The sequence below is a fragment of the Leptolyngbya sp. AN02str genome, from assembly GCF_050565595.1.
Lineage (GTDB): Bacteria > Cyanobacteriota > Cyanobacteriia > Elainellales > Elainellaceae > Kaiparowitsia.
Window position 1 is genome coordinate 1 of the sequence record NZ_JBNXVR010000054.1, and the last position, 13,571, is coordinate 13,571.

General features: G+C 48.8%; 17 protein-coding genes. 8 read left to right on the forward strand and 9 right to left on the reverse strand.

The window, feature by feature from the left end; genetic code table 11:
- Positions 1-444: 444 nt before the first annotated feature.
- Complete coding sequence (locus ACQ4M4_RS25775) at positions 445-930, forward strand: Crp/Fnr family transcriptional regulator (RefSeq protein ID WP_430687347.1); 486 nt, start codon at positions 445-447, stop codon at positions 928-930.
- Between the two features lie 568 nt (positions 931-1,498).
- Positions 1,499-2,275, forward strand: coding sequence for a hypothetical protein (locus ACQ4M4_RS25780; RefSeq protein WP_430687348.1), 777 nt, complete (start codon positions 1,499-1,501; stop codon positions 2,273-2,275).
- A gap of 113 nt (positions 2,276-2,388) precedes the next feature.
- Here the strand turns inward: ACQ4M4_RS25780 and ACQ4M4_RS25785 are convergent, their stop codons facing one another.
- Positions 2,389-2,538 carry a hypothetical protein gene (locus tag ACQ4M4_RS25785; RefSeq protein WP_430687349.1) on the reverse strand — a complete coding sequence of 50 codons (150 nt, stop codon included), beginning with the start codon at positions 2,536-2,538 and terminating at the stop codon, positions 2,389-2,391.
- Positions 2,539-3,045: 507 nt separating this feature from the next.
- Between ACQ4M4_RS25785 and ACQ4M4_RS25790 the strand changes: the two genes are divergently transcribed.
- The 4 genes from ACQ4M4_RS25790 to ACQ4M4_RS25805 all read left to right on the forward strand — a co-directional run bounded on the left by ACQ4M4_RS25790 (position 3,046) and on the right by ACQ4M4_RS25805 (position 6,428).
- Complete coding sequence (locus ACQ4M4_RS25790; protein ID WP_430687350.1) at positions 3,046-3,321, forward strand: hypothetical protein; 276 nt, start codon at positions 3,046-3,048, stop codon at positions 3,319-3,321.
- A gap of 62 nt (positions 3,322-3,383) precedes the next feature.
- Entirely contained in the window at positions 3,384-3,833 is a 450-nt protein-coding gene (locus ACQ4M4_RS25795) for a hypothetical protein (RefSeq protein ID WP_430687351.1), read from the forward strand.
- Between the two features lie 950 nt (positions 3,834-4,783).
- Positions 4,784-5,935 carry an ImmA/IrrE family metallo-endopeptidase gene (locus ACQ4M4_RS25800; protein ID WP_430687352.1) on the forward strand — a complete coding sequence of 384 codons (1,152 nt, stop codon included), beginning with the start codon at positions 4,784-4,786 and terminating at the stop codon, positions 5,933-5,935.
- A gap of 7 nt (positions 5,936-5,942) precedes the next feature.
- Positions 5,943-6,428: a DUF4411 family protein gene (locus ACQ4M4_RS25805; protein ID WP_430687353.1), complete on the forward strand. Its 486-nt coding sequence runs from the start codon at positions 5,943-5,945 to the stop codon at positions 6,426-6,428.
- Between the two features lie 79 nt (positions 6,429-6,507).
- Here the strand turns inward: ACQ4M4_RS25805 and ACQ4M4_RS25810 are convergent, their stop codons facing one another.
- The 5 genes from ACQ4M4_RS25810 to ACQ4M4_RS25830 all read right to left on the reverse strand — a co-directional run bounded on the left by ACQ4M4_RS25810 (position 6,508) and on the right by ACQ4M4_RS25830 (position 9,078).
- Positions 6,508-6,948 (reverse strand): hypothetical protein, encoded by a 441-nt coding sequence (locus ACQ4M4_RS25810; RefSeq protein WP_430687354.1) that lies wholly within the window; start codon positions 6,946-6,948, stop codon positions 6,508-6,510.
- Positions 6,938-7,684 carry a ParA family protein gene (locus ACQ4M4_RS25815; RefSeq protein WP_430687355.1) on the reverse strand — a complete coding sequence of 249 codons (747 nt, stop codon included), beginning with the start codon at positions 7,682-7,684 and terminating at the stop codon, positions 6,938-6,940. Before ACQ4M4_RS25815 ends, ACQ4M4_RS25810 begins: the two co-directional genes overlap by 11 nt.
- Positions 7,685-7,989: 305 nt before the next feature.
- Positions 7,990-8,217 carry a hypothetical protein gene (locus ACQ4M4_RS25820; RefSeq protein ID WP_430687356.1) on the reverse strand — a complete coding sequence of 76 codons (228 nt, stop codon included), beginning with the start codon at positions 8,215-8,217 and terminating at the stop codon, positions 7,990-7,992.
- A gap of 46 nt (positions 8,218-8,263) precedes the next feature.
- Positions 8,264-8,617, reverse strand: coding sequence for a hypothetical protein (locus tag ACQ4M4_RS25825; RefSeq protein WP_430687357.1), 354 nt, complete (start codon positions 8,615-8,617; stop codon positions 8,264-8,266).
- Positions 8,614-9,078, reverse strand: coding sequence for a hypothetical protein (locus ACQ4M4_RS25830; protein WP_430687358.1), 465 nt, complete (start codon positions 9,076-9,078; stop codon positions 8,614-8,616). The genes ACQ4M4_RS25825 and ACQ4M4_RS25830 overlap by 4 nt, the downstream gene beginning before the upstream one ends.
- Before the next feature lie 224 nt (positions 9,079-9,302).
- On the opposite strand from ACQ4M4_RS25830, the gene ACQ4M4_RS25835 reads away from it, so the two are divergent.
- Together ACQ4M4_RS25835 and ACQ4M4_RS25840 are read left to right on the forward strand one after the other, a co-directional pair.
- A complete protein-coding gene (locus tag ACQ4M4_RS25835; protein ID WP_430687359.1) occupies positions 9,303-10,787 on the forward strand; it encodes a hypothetical protein in 1,485 nt (494 codons plus the stop codon).
- 184 nt (positions 10,788-10,971) lie between these two features.
- Positions 10,972-11,475, forward strand: a complete 504-nt coding sequence (locus tag ACQ4M4_RS25840) for a hypothetical protein (protein WP_430687360.1) — start codon at positions 10,972-10,974, stop codon at positions 11,473-11,475.
- On the opposite strand, the gene ACQ4M4_RS25845 is transcribed toward ACQ4M4_RS25840, so the two are convergent.
- The 3 genes from ACQ4M4_RS25845 to ACQ4M4_RS25855 all read right to left on the reverse strand — a co-directional run bounded on the left by ACQ4M4_RS25845 (position 11,476) and on the right by ACQ4M4_RS25855 (position 12,657).
- A complete protein-coding gene (locus tag ACQ4M4_RS25845; RefSeq protein WP_430687361.1) occupies positions 11,476-11,829 on the reverse strand; it encodes a hypothetical protein in 354 nt (117 codons plus the stop codon).
- Positions 11,830-11,935: 106 nt separating this feature from the next.
- Complete coding sequence (locus ACQ4M4_RS25850) at positions 11,936-12,061, reverse strand: hypothetical protein (protein ID WP_430687362.1); 126 nt, start codon at positions 12,059-12,061, stop codon at positions 11,936-11,938.
- A complete protein-coding gene (locus ACQ4M4_RS25855; protein ID WP_430687363.1) occupies positions 12,046-12,657 on the reverse strand; it encodes a hypothetical protein in 612 nt (203 codons plus the stop codon). The genes ACQ4M4_RS25850 and ACQ4M4_RS25855 overlap by 16 nt, the downstream gene beginning before the upstream one ends.
- Between the last annotated feature and the right edge of the window lie 914 nt (positions 12,658-13,571).

A 13,571-nucleotide genomic window follows, 5' to 3' on the forward strand; every position in this document is an offset into this window, starting at 1 on the left:
AGGCGGTTGAGCAAGGATTATGAGGTGTATTCAGAGGTCAGTGAAGCGATGATTTATGGCTCCTTACTGCGGCTGATGCTTCGAAGATTAGGAGCTTAAGATTTCATTCATAAATCAGCTCTAAGACAACGTCAGTTTCGCTTCTGTGCTTCGGCTTATCCAAACCCGACGTTGATGGGTTCGCCCACAAGCAACCTCCTGTACGAATGACGGTTTTCAGCATGACTGGTTGCGCAGCTCTGTCGTCGTGCAACCAGTCATGTCAGAGGTCTATTGAATCCTGACGTTTAAAACTGTTCAGTTTTGCCAAAAGATCACTAGAATCCTTTGCATGGGCATTCTTATAAAGAGCGTGCCAGGAAATTTGCGCAATTGGCCGAATTGGCTTCGATTTGTAGCCTATTTCCCCACACAGAGTGCATCAAACCTATACGATGCGAGTTCATGCTAACGAGTGTTGATCGATTGCTGTTTGTTCGTGGCGTCCCCATTTTCAAGGAATTGCGGGACGACTTTTTGGTACGGCTGGCGTCCATTATGGATGAGCTAGAGTTTCCGGCCAAGCATACGATCTTTACCCAGGGACAAGAGGGGCGATCGCTCTATATTTTGGTGCAGGGCACAGCGCGGGTACATGTGGGCGATCGCGAGCTAGCCCGCCTAGAGCAAGGTGCGTGCTTTGGCGAAATGTCGGTCTTTGATGCAGAACCGCGATCAGCCTCAGTCACCACCATCGAATCGTGCGAATGCTTGGTGCTCACCCAACAGCAACTCTACGAGGCAATTGAGGAAACTCCAGGCATTGCCGTCAACATTATTCGTTTGCTCTCTCGCCGCATTCGCGAACAAAACGACAAAATTCGCGTCTTGCAAGATAGCGGTGGTCGTCGCCTTCCTGTAGAAATCCATGAAAAAATTGCTGGGTTCTAAACTACAAGCTGCGAATCCCCTGCAAGGGCCGCCAAGCAGTGAAAGCTGAGCCAACTCCACCTAGCTACTTAAACTATCTCAGGACTTACGCAGTGGAATGATGGTTTTTCGGATGAAGTGCGTAAGTCTTATATCTGTTGAAATTCACGAGTTATCTTGAGTGGATGATAGGCAGAGTTCTGCAGACGAGATCCTTCGATTGAACTTTTGGGATATCCAAAATTCTTGTGCGTCGGATGTCCTTCAACTCACTAGACCTCCTGTACAAATCGCTGTTTGAACATGAATCATTGCGCGGGTCTTGGCGCACAATGATTCATGCAGTAGGTCTACTACATCCAGAAGCATTCAGGAAATGATCCATGAGAAGAAAGAAATTCATAGGTCTGATTATGGTCTGGGCAATCAGCATCATTTTCGTAAGGACGGGGCTAACTAAACCAAGCGCTAAGCTTCGATTTCCCAGGTCGGGTGCCTTGACAAACCCTAGCTTATGAATAGATGAAGAGTGGTTAGCTAGGCAAAGTATATTTAATGCATAGAAAATAATAAGAAGATATTTTTTTATATGACAGAATACCTCTTTTCAGGATTTCAAAATGAAGAATTTGATTTGCTTCATCAGGCAATGTCGGAAGTGCTTGATATTCCTAAAATACGGTATATGGAAATGTACGAAACCATGAGGCAGGAGTTTGAAATCGAAGGCTTTCCTCCTGCAATCAAGCTCTCCAGAGACGCATTTTGTTCTAGCGATATTGATTTTCAGAAACGTTATCGTGACGCGTTTGTGGTCGGAGTTGATATCCCCAGCTTGCTTGAAAAGAACGATAACAATTCCAACAAAAAGACAATTGCTATTTTAGGTCAAGATCCCTTGAGAAACACTGAAACGAGGGTAGAAGATATCGAGATTGCAACACCCTATGCGATGCACTTAAAGATGTGCCGAGAAAAACTACGTAATACGAGGCTTTACTTCGATTTGATCAAGGTTTTGTTGGATGAAGGCTATAGGGTTTACCTTACCGATATTTTTAAAGTCTGGGTTAGTGAAGCTGATAAAGATAAAGCAATTCCTCTGAGTAGAAAAGACTACCCGAGATTCGCAAATGTTTTAAGAGCCGAATTAGAGATTTTTAAGCCCTCTGTTGTTATCACATGGGGAAACGTTGCAAGTGGAACCCTCAAATCTCTCAACTTGAGCATCAATCATCTAGAGTTTCCTCATCCCAGTGGTGCTAACAATGGTAAGTGGCGTGCATTGTTGGGGCAGCCAGCAACGCGGGAAAATCGCATTCGTTTCTGGAAACAAAGGATCGGCGATATTTTGCTGAATTCATAGATCAAAGTATTAGATGACACATCCCTCGGCTGAGCATTTGTCGATGGGAGGTGCCCGAGCACTGCATCAGGTCAACCTTCAACACGGCAAAATCGGCTAACCTCTGGAGCTTTTCACCCGTTTGCTTCCGGTTTCGAGTATCCGGCTTCGTTTGCCGTATGAATAGAGTTCGGCTTAGGGTGGAGCGTTGCCTGCAAGTACAGGCGATTTCTCTTGTGCTGCACCGTCGCCTCAAGCTTTGCCCATCGCAGCCGCTCATTCATCGCCTCAAGCGATATGCCTTCCTGACCACAATCGTATTTCTCCCTAAATCTTCCCTAACACTAGGGAGAATTTAGGTATCCTTCGAGATAGTTAGAGACATCGGGAATATCCCCAATTCCGTCTGGAACCTTGATGCTACCTACGGGACTGGCGCGATTCGAAAAGAAGAACAAACCCTTATAAGTATCGATATACAAGGGATTAAGCTGGATAGCTTAATAACTAGCCTAAAAATATGCCTATTTACTTCTTCGTTTAGTTTTTTCCATTTCAATAAATATCAAAAACTGGCTAATGTGGCTAACTAAATTCCTGGAATTCTTGAGATACAAGGTTTTTAGCTTGTTAGGCAGTTTCTCTTGTGGCTAAAACTGCCTAACAAATTGGCTAACTGCCTAACAGCCACACCACTTTGTTGTTCCGGTAAGGGCAAAAATTGGAACATTAGCGATGATCTGGGCTAAGTTAGAGCAAAATCAGTAGTTCAGTTGTTCCAACGGGGAATTATGGGAATGGAGCTTGAGACCGTTAGTTTTCAAATAGCAGTTGACAACGCGATCGCTCGGAAGCGCAGCATCATTGAAGCATCTGAGCTGTACTGGAGGTCAGGCGATCGCCGGAGAACATTTCAGTATGCTGATATGCCTGAGGCGTTTCGCCCACTCATGGTTGAAGCTACAACGAGTGGCAAGGTTTCGATTCAACCGTTGACGCTGAAGCAGATCGAAAAAGAGCAACAGTCCTTAGCCAAAATTTCACGGCAACGCAGTTGGAGAAATTAGCGCCTTGGCACCAACGCCCTAATGAGCCCTCGATTTGGTTCGAGAGGTTCACTCGTTTCCGTATGCGTGGCGCAAGCCGTTCTATCCTTTGGCTGTACAACAGTGAGCGGGAAGAAGCGGGAAAAAGCAGTGCCAAAAGGATTCCTGGGGCGTGGCATCAGGCCGCAAAAGAGTGGCAGTGGCGCGATCGCGCGGCATTGTGGGACCGTTTCGTTTGGCGGGAGCAAGACGAGCTTTGGGAAGCGCGGCGGATTGATTTACGCGATCGCCAGTGGCTCCTGAGTATTGCGTTGCTGGAAAAGGCGAGCACCCTCCTGGAAATCAAGAGCGATTCCGAAACTGTCAAAGATGTGGCCGCGATCGTGCAAAAGGGTTGTGCTCTGGCTCGTCAGGCCGCGCAACTGCAAGACGATTTGAATGCAGCGTTGTTGACGGTTGATCGATTTGGGTATGAAGTCCGCCAACCCAACCTTCCCTCCCTAGTGGACGAGGAGGACGAAATTCCTTATTGAGTTTTTGTAGAGTTCTGGAACAGCCAAAAAACTCGGTAATACTCAACTGCTGGGCAAAATGGTTTACCTACTTTTTGCAAAGTTCCAGAACCGCTAAGCTAAGTTTGTTGAGCGATCGCAATCGACCAATGAACCCTGATAACGAACCCGCTCCACGCTTCAAAGCGGTAGACACATACTTTACGGATGAAGGCCTGGTTTTGGTATGTCCTGATGAGGCTGAGGCACAGCGGGCCTATTGCGAGGGCTTGCTGAAGGGCCAAAAGCTGAAACTTGATGGCCCACGGTTGATCCTGCTGAGATTTGGGAAGAAGGGGTGAGCAGCGATCGCACCATCCTTGTTTTGGCATGGTTGGTAGACAGATCGAGGCAGGATATTCAGCAGATGTGAAATCTCAGAGCTGCCCGGTTTGCAGCCGATTTTGCCCGTTCTTTGATTATTCGCATTTCCAAATTGAAAGTTAGTACTAGTTGCAAGCTTTACGTATCTGTGGTACAAAAGCACTATAGGGAATGCGACGCACAAACCTCGCCTCCCAACAGGCACCTAGCCGGTTACGGGTTCGAGCCCCGTCAGCTCCACTCAGGGGGCTGTAGCTCAATTGGTAGAGCAGCTAGCTTTAATACACGAAGGGTCAGATCGCTACATCTCTGACCCTTCGTTTTTAAGTGCAATATCTACTGGTTACCCCTCCCCTCCTAACAGGTGTGAAGCAATGTGGAGAGGATAAGAGCAGGGGCTGCGCTAGTTATCCGGCTCCAATAGCAGCTATACAAAACCTGAGACGTGTTGAAATCTAGTAGTTTCCTCTGCGATATGCCCAACAGCGAGGGATTGTCATGAGGCGAAAAGTATACGTCGAAGGGACATTCAGGCGACAATAAACATAAGTTTACTTGAGTTCATCATTGGCCTAACGCTGTAAAAGCAACTCTACTCTCCCAAAACTATGAAGATTAGCCTGCAACCAACACTCCTTCGCTGGGCGCGAGAACGCGCTGGATTGAGTGTGGATATGCTGGCTAAGAAGATGAATGTCAAATCCGATAAAGTCACAACATGGGAGGAAAGCGGAGAAATTACTTTCAAACAAGCCCAAAAGCTAGCCGATGTGACCTATACGCCTTTCGGTTACCTTTACCTACCAGAGCCACCTCAAGAGACTCTATCTATCCCTGACTTCCGCACGGTTGGTGGTGAGGCTGTTCGCCGACCCAGCCCCGACCTGTTGGGAACTCTTGACCAGGCGGAGCAAATTCAGAGCTGGTTTCGCGACGAGCTGCTCCTGAGAGGTCAGGAACCTTTGGCTTTTGTGGGCAGCTTAACTACGGATGTGCCTGTCGAAATTGCTGCTGATCGCATTCGCCAAGTTATCGGTTTTGATGTCAGCCGCGATGCTCGCACCTGGGAAGATGCTCTCAATCTGCAAATTCAGCAAATTGAGGATAGTGGAGTGCTGGTGTTGCGGAACAGCGTCGTCGGCAATAATAACCACCGGAAACTCTCTGTAGATGAGTTCCGAGGATTTGCCCTCGTCGATGAGTACGCTCCCCTGCTCTTTATCAACAGTGGAGATTCTAAGGGAGCTCAGATGTTTACGCTGGCTCATGAACTGGTGCACATTTGGATAGGAGTATCTGGGATCTCCAACCTAGATAAGACTTATGCCGACCACGATGAGGCTGAGCGGTTCTGTAATCAGGTTGCTGCTGAGTTGCTTGTCCCAGCCGACGAATTGAGCGCCACATGGAATGAAGCCATCTCACAGGAGGATTGGCTTAAACCTCTGACTCAGCGGTTTAAGGTGAGTACACTCGTGGTTTTGCGTCGTTTGAATGACAGAGCCTTAATTTCCCGAGAAACCTTTCAAAATCGGTACCAGGAAGAGCAGGAGCGCTTCCAAGCTGTTGCAGCGGAAAGAATAGGTGGAGGGGACTTTTACAATACTCAAGGCTCTCGCTACAGCAACCAATTCCTTACGGCTTTGGTAGAGAGCACTTTAGAAGGGCGCACTCCCTATCGAGATGCCCTCAGACTTCTCAAGCTATCCAAGGTTGAGACATTCCAAAAGTTAGCCAAGGAACTTGCAATTTCTATCTAATATCCTAATGGCCTATATTCTCGACACCAACATCTTCATCCAAGCCAAAAATGACTATTACGGCTTCGATTTGTGTCCAGGTTTTTGGGACTGGCTAGAGCAGCAAAATCAGATAGGGCATGTCTTTAGCGTTCAGCAGGTGCAGAATGAGTTGATGTCTGGCGGTGACGAGCTTTCAAGGTGGGCAAGGAAGCAGGGAGATGCATTTTTTCTCCCATTCGACCAACCAGCCATTACAGCGATGTCGGAGGTGAGCTTGTGGGTGCAAAACGAAGATTTTTTTGATAGTGCCAAGCGGGAGTTTTTATGTGTTGCCGATTCATTTCTGATTGCTTATGCGAAGGCCCACAACCACACTGTGGTCTCTCACGAAATTCCTTCAACGACACAGCGAAAAGTTAAAATTCCAGTCGTGTGCAATGCCTTCAACATTCCTTATGTTCGCACTTTCGAAATGTTGCGTAAGGAGGGAGCTTCGTTTGTGCTTATATGACGTGAATTCTATGCATCCCTACTCTATGATTTCCTTAAATAAAGCACTAAACAGTTAAAGGTCTTAGACCTTTAACTGTTTAGTGCTTTATCCCTAAAACTGCTTTCAGCTCATCAGCATTCTTGACTTTTTCCCAGTCAACATCTGCTGATTGAAGCAGGGCGATCGCCACTCCAATGAGATGCTGAGGATAGACCCGCTCTGCTGGTGGCACCGGCTCATCATTGTTATCCCTAACCTGTTGAGCTGTATCGGATAGCCATTGTTGCTGTGATTTCTGAATCTTGATATTCACGGTTACAAGTTTGTCTGACTGTGGAGGCTTAGCCCGTCGAGTCGTTTTGGGCTTGCTGGGTGCGATAGTGCGATCGCCATCTGAAGACGTTGCTTCAGGCTTTGTGATTTCATCTTGTTCGATGTTAGCGGGTGTTGTCTGGGCTGCTGTGGTGCTCTGCTGCTGTGCATCTGTTACACCAAAGGTTCCCAGCTTCATTCCTCCTATTCGGTTTTTATTGCTCATGACAGCCCCAAGATTTAGCAACTTCCTTAGCTAAGCTTTTGTATGCACGCGCCCCTGTTGAGTTGGGCGCGTACTCCGATACGGGCTGCTGTTGGGCGATCGCCTCACTCACGCTGATATTTTCGGGAATCGTGGCATACAGCAGGGAGTAACCTAAATCGGTGGCACCCTCGACGAGTAGATCATCAGCCTCCCTCGTCAACACCAGCTGCCGCCTATATCGGCACCGCAACACATCAACGGGTATCCGGTCGTTCTCGCCACGGATCAGGCTAAGGGCATCGCTAAGCCCTTTCAATGATGCAGGCTCACATAGCGTCGGCATCAACACGCGATCGCTATTCAGAATTGCTTGCACCGATGCCACTCCCAGCGAGGGAGGGCAGTCCATCAACACTAGGTCATATTCTAAAGATCTAATACGTTTAAGGGATGGTGCAAATATATCGACATTGGCAGTGAGCCGAAACATGCCGATATCACCTGGAATCAGGTCAAGGTTTTTCACTGCTGTTTGAACTGGGGCGATCGTCTCGTTGTTGAGCCAATCCAACGCCGTTGGTTCTGCCCCGTCGAGGCCCAGGCCAAAAGATAGGGTGCGTTGTCCGTCGAGGTCGATTAGCAACACCCGACGCTTACCCGCCAGTGCCGCCCCTAGGTTGATTGCAGCGGTACTTTTTCCGGTTCCGCCTTTAAGGTGAATATTGCAACGGTGAGCATGGCTCCGTCCACTCATCGCCCATAGCTTACAGGGATAAACAGATAAAGCGAGTAACAGTTAATTTCTTAATACCTTTAAGGTCTAATAGGTTAATCAATTAATAGTCTCAACCTAATACACCACAATCTCACGAAATTCGATCGCCAACTGTCACATTCACCTTGGACTAAACTTGGACTTTTTTGCCCTTGTGCCAGTTCTGAAAACCCTTGATTTTGCGTTGTGATTTTTGGACTGTTGGACTAGTGCGAAAAATGGGGCGAAAGCTTTGTGTAGCGTGGCCTTCAGTGTTTTGATTAGTCGCACTCCCGTGCAACCAGTCAAGCCGCCTCTACCTGTCTCAAATTTGTCTCAAGCGCGATCGCTCGGCTGCTGATCCGCAATGTAGAGCCATCGAAGGTCACCACCGGGGCCAGAGCACTGCTGCTGAGAATGCGATCGCATCCCTCACACTTTGCCCATAGTTCTGCTAGCTCGGTTTCGACTGCCTCACTGAGCAATGTGATTCTGGCAATGTGTTCGTGTGGCGTGAGACCTGACTGGTGCATGGCTTAGGGTAATATTTCTATGCTGAGCGCTCCCTCGGTTACCTATCTAGGACAAGTCTCGATTTGTGTCCTGATTGCTTGAGATGGCCTGGCTGTTTTCGGTGGATAGGAGCTTGGGAGAGTTTACACTTGATTGATACTGACCTATACGCTTTTCCATCTCCATTAACTCGATTCTTAGACGCAAAACCAGGTTTTCTCGCTCAGTTGCGTTTAACTCTTGGTCATGCGCCCTTTCTTGGCGGTCATGCTGTACGGCATTGCCCAATCTAGCTACATAATCTGTTAGCTTTTTCAGGTCTTGGCGTAACTCTTCGATTTGCTGGGAATTTTTTTCGACTCGGTTTTCTAGCTGAAGTAGCCGCTTCACAAATTCTGCGAGGTTATTTATCCAAGTCATAGCTCTGCCACAAGCCTCCCGATCTCCGCAAGGGTTTCGCGAGTTTCATCTCTTGCCAAATCAGATTTAGCTTGAATGACCCTGATTTCTGCATCAGTGTTGTCTAGCTCATTCAATGCACTGACGATAGCCTCATCAGTTAATCTCTCGTTATCTTCGACTACTAGCGGATGCACAGAAAGTTTTTTAGCAATGCCAATCATATCTTGCTCAGTCAAAAAGTTTTTGCTAGAAAACCTAATCACAGAAATAGGGCCGCCACCAAAACTACTGATCGTTACAGTTTGAGCGGCCTCACTGAAAATCAAATTGTCTTCAGCATCAGTACTGCGAATTCTATTAACACCAGGCTCACCATGAAGATCGCCTTCTTCATGCAAAGCGGAAGCAAGCAATTTATTAACAAAGGCATCAATGATACCCGCTGACTCTGATTCAGGTGCTTTATTCTGCTCAGCCATTGATAACTGATACCAAACTCATAGATTCATCATGGCACAGCAAAAGGCAAGCACCAACCGCAAGCTTCAAAAGCTCCGCCACCCGGTGGCTTTAAGGCACAAAAAGGAGCAAAACAAGAACGCTTGAATTAGTATAGAGGAGCTACTTTTCCATGTAGTTTGGGCGATCGCTGGGCATTCCTCGCCTGATTTGGGGCGATCGCCTTTTTCCATAATTTTTCAGCATGACGACCACACCCATTCAACCGACGACGCCACCACCGCCCCCGGCAGCTCAGCCGACTGCTTCACCCGTGGCAGCTGCCCAGGCCGCAGCACCAGCACGCGCACCACAGCCCCGTGCCCAAAACGTGACAACGGCTCAAGAGCGATCGCCCCTTCGACGGCAGCATAAAGACCCTAGAAGCCAACCCGACTACACGCCTTGCGAGATCATCATCCTGAGTGGGCCTTACCAGGGGCGATCATTGGATCTGGGTTTAGCCGTTAACGAAGTACAGCAAGACCAAACAGCCGACTGGCCCGATCAACAGTCGAAGGGCATCCGTAAGGGTATTGCGTTTGACTCGCTTTCACCTCGTGAAATTCAACTCAACCTGCACTTTGCCAGCATCACCGAAGATGTGTTCCATCTTCTCGAAAATATTTCAGTTGCCCAAGAAATTGGCGACGGAGAGAAGCAGCCACCAGCGCTGATGTTTGTGCAGGGCAGCTCTCGAATGGCTCCGGTGTACTGCACCAAAATTAGCCACACGTTGGAATTCCCTCATCCTGGGAAAAAGGGGTTTCGCTCCGGTAAGTGCAGCATCACGTTACGGTTGCCCGGTGGCAAAGATTCAGAGCATTCGTTGGGCAAACCACTAACGGCAACCCCATTGGGGGATGATCGCGCCACCCAGACCCAACTAGAGCGACAGCAGCAGGGCCAACGCCGCGTTGCAGAACTGGTGCTCGCTCCATGTGTGGGTGCTGAGGGCAATCAGCAGTTGACAGGGTTGATTGAACAGGGGAAGTTGACCGATACGGATGCAATCGCACGCCTTTCTCCAGCGGCATTCACTCAAGGTGCGATCGCAGGTTTATTCCCCTCTGAACTGCTCAATAGTCCCGAAGTGTTGCCGCAGCTGCGGTCTGCTGTCGCCTCAACGTTGGCTGCGGCTGAGCCTGGGGTAGGCAGCACGAGCAATGCGCGCAGATTTGCCGATGCATTGCTCAGTGGGCGAACTGGTGACCTGCCAGAGTTCATGATTGCCCAGGCCGCAACGGTACAGCCGGAGTTTGAAGCAGTTGTCGATGCGATCGCTTCCCAAACGTTTGACGAGGTGCTGAAGCCAGGTAACCAAGCGGGTGAGAGGTTGCGCAACTTTGGCTCATGTGGCCTGCGGCTTCGCAACTCAGGTGCACTCAATATCCAGTCTCCGCAAAATGAAGCGCAAACGTTGCAACGAATCAACCAGGCGATCGCAACACTCGACGACGAAGCCCTGAAGCAGCAATTTGGGCTCACGACTCCCCAGCAAATCCGCACCTTGCGGAACGGACAACCCTATCAAAGCCGACAGCAATTTTTGGAGCATACGAGCCGCGGCGGAACTGTGAATTCAATGGCAGCATGGACTCGGTTTGAGACTGCACCACCGGAGCCGGAATCAGAGCCGGAAGTGGAACCGGAAGTGGAACCGGAAGTGGAACCAGAAATGAATCCTTAAATTAATGCTGAGGTGAACATGAAAAATGCGATCGCATTAAAAAACGAATAAACTTAGAGGTAGGAGTTGCTGCTCTAAACGGCGCTTCTCGTCAAGCCAACAAAACTCAAGCTCAAGCGAGCGTTCCTACTGGGAGGGGCGCTCGCTTTTGCTTTCTCTACCAAAAATTGAGGAAAATCCGGCCATGAATTTGCAACAACACGAATTTCAGAAGCTTCAAGAAACTGTCGTCGCTGGTGTTCTGAGGGCGATCGGTGACAGCAAAGTCATTGAAATTGTCGCCGCATCGAGCGACGAAGAAAAAGCCAACGCTGCGATCGCCGAAAGCGCGGCAGAGCGACAATCTTTAAAGCTTGCGTGCTTCAGGGAAATCCTGCCCAGCCTTCAGCACGCAGGGGGGCAACAGGCAGTAGCCAACGAAATTGAACGGCTCACCACGAGCTTGGCCGATCGTGGGTTAACCATTCTGGCTGCTGCTACCGTTGCCGCCACACCGGGCAACCTTTCACCCGAAAGGTTCGCGGACTATCTCCAATTCCGCGCTGAAGCGCTTGAAATGGGCGGTGCTTCGATGCCCGAAAAACTGTCAGCCCTCGACAAGGCCAAATCCATGCGCGTTGCAATTCAGCGGGGCAAGGGAGCCGAACAGCAACACTATCTTTGCACATCGCCCTGCGCCCGTGGGTAGTCACCTCTGCACCTCCAGGCCCAACTTCTGAATAAGTTCCACAGCATGCGCCAGGTCGGTTTCGGCTTGGCGTTGCTGTTGTTGGATCTGCTCCAGCTTTGTCCACAGAGCGATCGCCCTCTTTGCCTCGCCAACTTCAGAAGGCTTAAGGGTGCGGCAACCTTTGAGTTTGGTGGAACTGTTTTTGAACCAACGCAACCGCGTGTATATGCGCTGGCCAGTGCGATCGCTCGTTTGGTCTAGCCAGCATCCTCGATACTTTTCCCCGTTGCATGTTTTCAGTTCTGCCTGAATCGTCGCCACCTCAACTTTGAGCCGTTCTACCTCACCTTGAATTTCCCCGTAGCTTTTCATTTCCGCTCCAGTTGGATCGTGTTGTTGTGGTACCAATCCTTATGTTTCCCATCTGGTGCCACAACAGAAAATATTTGCTGATGGGAAAGGCCCACCAGCAGCAAAACTAAAGATTGAATTTGCGTTGCGCTGCGATAAACAATGCAGCGGTTGCAGCTTGAATTGCTGCCGAATCGGCATCCGGCATGGACTGCTGTGCCTGCTGTCGGCAAAAGCTCAGGAGCTTGGCCATAGTGGCGACATACTCAGCGATCGCGGGCTTTTTCTCATCTGGAATTGTGCCCTGCGGAGTTGCCGGAGCTGTCGCTGTGGGTCACCCCTAAAATCAACACCACCAAATGCCTGCTCCATAGGCTCTCGAATTTGATCTGAGAGTGGTTGACCTTGGCCTCTTAAACGCTGAATTGAAGATTCCAATTCTAAAGGTGCTGCAATGCCTCCCAGGTTCCCTCTACATTGAAGCAAAGGTTTCATCTGAAGATTGTCTTCCTCAATCTTCTCCTGTCGTTGAATCGGTTGTTCGTTTGGGGTTTGAGGTGCGTTAATTCGTTGCACTACTTGGTGAGCTACGCGATCGGCCTCCTGCTCATACTTGTCTCCTACGGCACCGATAGTCAGCTTTGGCTGAATCGGTAGCTGAGGGCTTGGGTCAGGATCGACAATTGAAATGTGAGTTAACGGATTGCTTCCCTGCAAAGCTGTTTGGGGTTGTAGAAGAGGTTCTTGTGGTGCTGATTGAGCGAACGGACGAGAAGCTAGAGCCGTATAAAACTGATGAGTAGACTGCTGAGATTTAGGCTGATGATTGGAGGTTTGGCGGGAGGGCATAGCGCAAAACCTAATTTAGAGGTGTGACTACATTGTGAAATCAACTTTTCTGTCACATGGGATTTAATCCGTAGATTGTTGTCAATCTTTGCAGTAGATGAGGTCGTTACTCTCATTAGTGGCACAATTGCATGCGAGTAAGCTGGAGTCGATCGCCTATCTCTATGCAGAAAAGTGCATAACTTTGGTGCAGGGCAAGGCTCGAGAAAATCTAAAGAAAAAATTAAATCTGAAGCAAATCTTAACGGTTGGTGGGAATTTAGATTTTGTTCAATGGGGTCACGCTCATAAAGACCCTTGCTATAAATCTCAATCACAATATTTGCGCAGGGCCGCCCTTTACCGATAGAAGGTTGGTTCTGCGCATTTTGATGCTTTTCACATGGAAAAAGCACCTCAGGGGCTTTTTGCCCCCACAGCCCCTGAGGTGCTGCACCACAATACCGTATCTCCTCAGCGAAATGTAACTTCGCGATCGCACTTCGGGACAATTAGCAAGCCATGTTTGAGGGCCTTGCAGCTAGGAAATTAAAGACAATGTTGATTATTTTGAGTTGCCAGAGAGTTATCACATAGTATCTGAGCTGAATCTAGGACGCACTACTCTCTAACTTGGAGCCAGAAATGAAGAACTTAACATCAGTGTTTGTTGTTACGTCTTCCATACTCTCAGGGGTTTTGCTCAGTTCTTCCGCAGCTTCATTGACCGAGGCTTCCTGCCAATCAATGCTTGCTGGCATTAACAATCTTTCGACAGAACAAGTAAATCTCGTCAAAGAAAAATGCTTAACAAAAGGTGAAACATGTGGCAGCTTTACACTAGAGGGAGGCACTTGTAGACGTTGGGATGAATCTGGGAGGAGAATGGGGCCGCGACTACACCCTCCCTGTATCGAGTGGGAGCCAATCCAGAT

Excerpts from the sequence above, each read along its gene's own strand:
- ACQ4M4_RS25775 (WP_430687347.1), top strand. The coding sequence starts at position 445 with ATGCTAACGAGTGTTGATCGATTGCTGTTTGTTCGTGGCGTCCCCATT.
- ACQ4M4_RS25780 (WP_430687348.1), top strand. The coding sequence starts at position 1,499 with ATGACAGAATACCTCTTTTCAGGATTTCAAAATGAAGAATTTGATTTG.
- ACQ4M4_RS25785 (WP_430687349.1), bottom strand. The coding sequence starts at position 2,538 with ATGAATGAGCGGCTGCGATGGGCAAAGCTTGAGGCGACGGTGCAGCAC.
- ACQ4M4_RS25790 (WP_430687350.1), top strand. The coding sequence starts at position 3,046 with ATGGGAATGGAGCTTGAGACCGTTAGTTTTCAAATAGCAGTTGACAAC.
- ACQ4M4_RS25795 (WP_430687351.1), top strand. The coding sequence starts at position 3,384 with ATGCGTGGCGCAAGCCGTTCTATCCTTTGGCTGTACAACAGTGAGCGG.
- ACQ4M4_RS25800 (WP_430687352.1), top strand. The coding sequence starts at position 4,784 with ATGAAGATTAGCCTGCAACCAACACTCCTTCGCTGGGCGCGAGAACGC.
- ACQ4M4_RS25805 (WP_430687353.1), top strand. The coding sequence starts at position 5,943 with ATGGCCTATATTCTCGACACCAACATCTTCATCCAAGCCAAAAATGAC.
- ACQ4M4_RS25810 (WP_430687354.1), bottom strand. The coding sequence starts at position 6,948 with ATGAGCAATAAAAACCGAATAGGAGGAATGAAGCTGGGAACCTTTGGT.
- ACQ4M4_RS25815 (WP_430687355.1), bottom strand. The coding sequence starts at position 7,684 with ATGAGTGGACGGAGCCATGCTCACCGTTGCAATATTCACCTTAAAGGC.
- ACQ4M4_RS25820 (WP_430687356.1), bottom strand. The coding sequence starts at position 8,217 with ATGCACCAGTCAGGTCTCACGCCACACGAACACATTGCCAGAATCACA.
- ACQ4M4_RS25825 (WP_430687357.1), bottom strand. The coding sequence starts at position 8,617 with ATGACTTGGATAAATAACCTCGCAGAATTTGTGAAGCGGCTACTTCAG.
- ACQ4M4_RS25830 (WP_430687358.1), bottom strand. The coding sequence starts at position 9,078 with ATGGCTGAGCAGAATAAAGCACCTGAATCAGAGTCAGCGGGTATCATT.
- ACQ4M4_RS25835 (WP_430687359.1), top strand. The coding sequence starts at position 9,303 with ATGACGACCACACCCATTCAACCGACGACGCCACCACCGCCCCCGGCA.
- ACQ4M4_RS25840 (WP_430687360.1), top strand. The coding sequence starts at position 10,972 with ATGAATTTGCAACAACACGAATTTCAGAAGCTTCAAGAAACTGTCGTC.
- ACQ4M4_RS25845 (WP_430687361.1), bottom strand. The coding sequence starts at position 11,829 with ATGAAAAGCTACGGGGAAATTCAAGGTGAGGTAGAACGGCTCAAAGTT.
- ACQ4M4_RS25850 (WP_430687362.1), bottom strand. The coding sequence starts at position 12,061 with ATGGCCAAGCTCCTGAGCTTTTGCCGACAGCAGGCACAGCAGTCCATG.
- ACQ4M4_RS25855 (WP_430687363.1), bottom strand. The coding sequence starts at position 12,657 with ATGCCCTCCCGCCAAACCTCCAATCATCAGCCTAAATCTCAGCAGTCT.